This is a genomic window from Peribacillus sp., from assembly GCF_059453735.1.
In genome coordinates, this window is the sequence record NZ_JAZVJO010000214.1 from 1 (window position 1) to 3,556 (window position 3,556).

Consider the following 3,556-nt stretch of genomic DNA (forward strand, 5'->3'; position numbering starts at 1 on the left):
CAAAATGTGGCTCAGACGGGAATACGGCACCTCCAGACGGGAATACCTATTGTTCAGACGGGATTAAGCTTCTTCTAGACGGGAATAATGCGTTGCCAGACGGGATTAATGGCAGGCGAAGCAAAAAACAGTGAAAATACCCCCATGAGTCAGCGTGTCTTTCATAAAAAGTGTATTTGGAGAAGGCCAATTAGCAGGAAGACCAAGAGACAGCGACCTATTTTTAAAAAGACCTAAAAACCCATACCCCATAGGGTATTATTTGCGTCAAAATGTGGCTCAGACGGGAATACGGCACCTCCAGACGGGAATACCTATTGTTCAGACGGGATTAAGCTTCTTCTAGACGGGAATAATGCGTTGCCAGACGGGATTAATGGCAGGCGAAGCAAAAAAACAGAGAAAATACCCCCCCGAGTCAACATGCTTTCCTTAAAAAGTAAAATTGGAGAAGCCCAATTAGCAGGAAGACCAAAAAAATACTGCGACCCATTCTCAAAAAAAACATCCAAACACCCCATCGTGGTATTATCTGTTCCCAAAATATTAATAGATAATAGTGTATTTTTTTGAAAATTTATTGGTAAATTTTGAAACCTATTGTTTTTTCATTCGTAAATACTAGTATCCAGAAATGAAAGGGGAGGCTGTAATGAAGAAGAAAGGGATGTGTAGTCATCAGCTGTTTATTCACCAAACTAGCAGTGTAAAGGGTGATCATCAATGGAACTTTTCGGCGTACCATTAGAAACCGTTTATCTTTATACCTTAGTGATTTCAGGTGGATTGACTCTATTTCTTATCTTATTTAATGATGTATTTGCTGGAATAGATGGTCCTGATTTTTTAAATCCTGTACTAATCGTAGCTTTTATGGCCGTTTTTAGTGCTTCAGGCTTTATATTTGAAAAAGTATCTAGTCTGCAGGAGCTTTTGGCAGCCGGATTATCAGCACTTATTGGTTTATTAATTGTTAGTTTATTGAATATTTTTGTATTGATTCCGTTAGCTTCAGCAGAAGAATCGCTTTCCTTTCATGAGTCGGCACTGAAAGGAAGGGTGGGCAGGGTACTTACTTCTGTTCCTGAAGATGGATTTGGTGAAGTTCTTATTGAAGGAAATAGCGGTTCAATTGCTAAACCTGCCGCTAGTTTCGAAAATGAAGGGATTCCTGCTTTAACAAGGGTACTCATTGTAGATGTTAAAAATGGCATTTTATATGTTACTCCTTATTTACAAATAGAAGATATTAACTAGGGGGCTTTTGTATGTTTGATTTAATTTATGTGATTGTTGGAGTAGTCGTCATTCTACTTGCTTTAATTGGAGTGTTTGTGACGAAATATCGTACGGCAGGTCCTGATGAAGCGTTAATTATTTCTGGTAGTTATCTTGGAAGTAAAAGTGTTCATGTTGATGAGTCTGGGAACAAAGTTAAAATAGTTCGTGGCGGCGGGGCGTTCGTGTTGCCTGTATTCCAACAGGCGGCACCACTTAGTTTATTATCTAGTAAACTCGAAGTTTCCACACCAGAAGTTTACACGGAGCAAGGTGTTCCAGTTATGGCAGATGGTGTAGCGATTATTAAAGTGGGCAGTACGATTAGTGAAATCGCTACTGCAGCCGAGCAGTTCCTTGGAAAGTTAAAGGAAGAACGTGAATTAGAAGCTCGTGAAGTTCTTGAAGGTCATTTGCGGTCTATCCTGGGTTCAATGACAGTAGAGGAAATTTATAAAAATCGCGAAAAATTTTCACAGGAAGTACAGCGTGTGGCTTCACAAGATTTAGCTAAAATGGGACTCATTATTGTATCATTCACGATTAAAGATCTTCGTGATAAGAATGGCTACTTGGATTCACTTGGTAAACCTAGAATTGCTCAAGTAAAACGGGATGCTGATATTGCCACTGCCGAAGCAGATAAGGAAACCAGAATTAAACGTGCAGAAGCATCAAAGGATGCACAACGAGCAGAGCTTGAACGAGGTACTGAAATTGCGGAAGCTGAAAAAATCAATAAGTTAAAGATTGCAGAATTTCGTCGTGAGCAGGATATTGCAAAGGCTCGTGCTGACCAAGCATACGATCTTGAAACGGCCCGTTCGAAGCAGGAAGTAACTGAGCAGGAAATGCAAATTAAAATTATTGAGCGGCAAAAACAAATCGAGCTTGAAGAAAAAGAAATTCTCCGTCGGGAAAAACAGTATGATTCAGAGGTAAAGAAAAAAGCAGACGCAGATCGTTATGCGGTTGAACAAGCGGCTTCCGCTGAAAAAATGAAACAAATAACAGAGGCGGATGCTAGCAAATATCGGATAGAAGCTATGGCTAAAGCGGAATCAGAGCGTGTCCGTTTGGATGGTCAAGCTAAAGCAGATGCACAAAAGGCCCAAGGTACGACTGAAGCGGAAATCATTCAATTGAAAGGTATTGCAGAAGCTGAAGCGAAACAGAAAATTGCAGAAGCGTTTGAGCATTTCGGTCAAGCAGCTGTCATGGATATGATTTTGAAGATGCTTCCTGAATACGCTAAACAAGTGGCCGCACCACTTGGGAATATTGATAAAATTTCGATTGTCGATACCGGTAATGGAAGCGGAGCAAATAAGCTGACCGGATACGCAACAAATTTAATGTCAACACTCCAAGAATCATTGAAAGAGTCGTCAGGAATTGATGTGAAGGAAATGCTTGAAAGCTTTGCGGGGAAACGAACCATGTACCAGCAGTTGTCAAAAGAAGAACAACAACAGATTATTGAAAAGGTGCCTACAGCATCAGCACTTGAGAAAGAATAAGCAGTCACCACAAAAACGGGGAAAAGTCTGAGTCGAGACTTTTCCCCGTTTTGTGCGTTTATAGGGTATTTACTCAAGAAAAATTAAAAAATTAGTGATAATGCCCATGCACTGCAGTCCGTAAAAACATAGGTTGTAAGGAGGTATGAGAGAGAACGACTATTGAGGAGGCGTACTATGTATCAAGGATATAGACAAATATATATGAATCCAGGCGAGATGCGGAGGCCTTGGGGATACGGAAGGCCATGGGGGTATGGTCCAGGGTTCGGCCCTGGATTCGGCCCTGGCTTTGGCCCTGGATTCGGTCCTGGATTCGGTCCTGGATTTGCCCCAGGGTTAATCGGCGGACTTGCGGCAGGCACACTGCTAGCCCCCGCGTTGTATGGGGGATTTGGCAATCCATTTTTCTTTTAACTAAAAACAGCAGGCTGTTTAGTTTGTAGACAAAAGAGGTACAGAATGATTTCATTCCGTACTTCTTTTGGCATTTTAAATACATTTGATGGAATGTTCCCTCCTTATCAAAGCAACTCAGTCTCTAATAGAAGTACTGTTTTGTGTATTCATTTTTAACATTATCTCTGCTTTTCAAAATCACTTGTACACTCCTTATTGATCTCCTCCTGAATCTGTTCTTGGGTAGCACGTGTTTCCAATTGGGCGTCGGATTTAAATCCAGATAAATATTAGAAAGACCGTTGATTGGAGTGTCGGCGTGAAGACTCCCGCGGAAAGCGAAACGCCTTTCACTGCAA

3 protein-coding genes are annotated in these 3,556 nt (G+C 41.1%); all 3 read left to right on the forward strand.

What is annotated here, in order from left to right:
- Positions 1 to 723: 723 nt before the first annotated feature.
- The 3 genes from AC52RT_RS06700 (at position 724) to ymaG (ending at position 3,215) form a co-directional block, all read left to right on the forward strand.
- The gene (locus tag AC52RT_RS06700; RefSeq protein WP_495540027.1) at positions 724 to 1,257 is read left to right on the forward strand and encodes an NfeD family protein; all 534 of its coding nucleotides are present in this window, start codon (positions 724 to 726) and stop codon (positions 1,255 to 1,257) included.
- Between the two features lie 11 nt (positions 1,258 to 1,268).
- A complete protein-coding gene (floT, locus tag AC52RT_RS06705; protein ID WP_495540028.1) occupies positions 1,269 to 2,798 on the forward strand; it encodes a flotillin lipid rafts scaffold protein FloT in 1,530 nt (509 codons plus the stop codon).
- Between the two features lie 177 nt (positions 2,799 to 2,975).
- Complete coding sequence (gene ymaG, locus AC52RT_RS06710) at positions 2,976 to 3,215, forward strand: inner spore coat protein YmaG (RefSeq protein ID WP_495540029.1); 240 nt, start codon at positions 2,976 to 2,978, stop codon at positions 3,213 to 3,215.
- Positions 3,216 to 3,556: the final 341 nt, after the last annotated feature.

What these genes read in the sequence shown, in the direction of transcription:
- ymaG (WP_495540029.1), top strand. Translation starts at nt 2,976, where the DNA reads ATGTATCAAGGATATAGACAAATATATATGAATCCAGGCGAGATGCGG.
- floT (WP_495540028.1), top strand. Translation starts at nt 1,269, where the DNA reads ATGTTTGATTTAATTTATGTGATTGTTGGAGTAGTCGTCATTCTACTT.
- AC52RT_RS06700 (WP_495540027.1), top strand. Translation starts at nt 724, where the DNA reads ATGGAACTTTTCGGCGTACCATTAGAAACCGTTTATCTTTATACCTTA.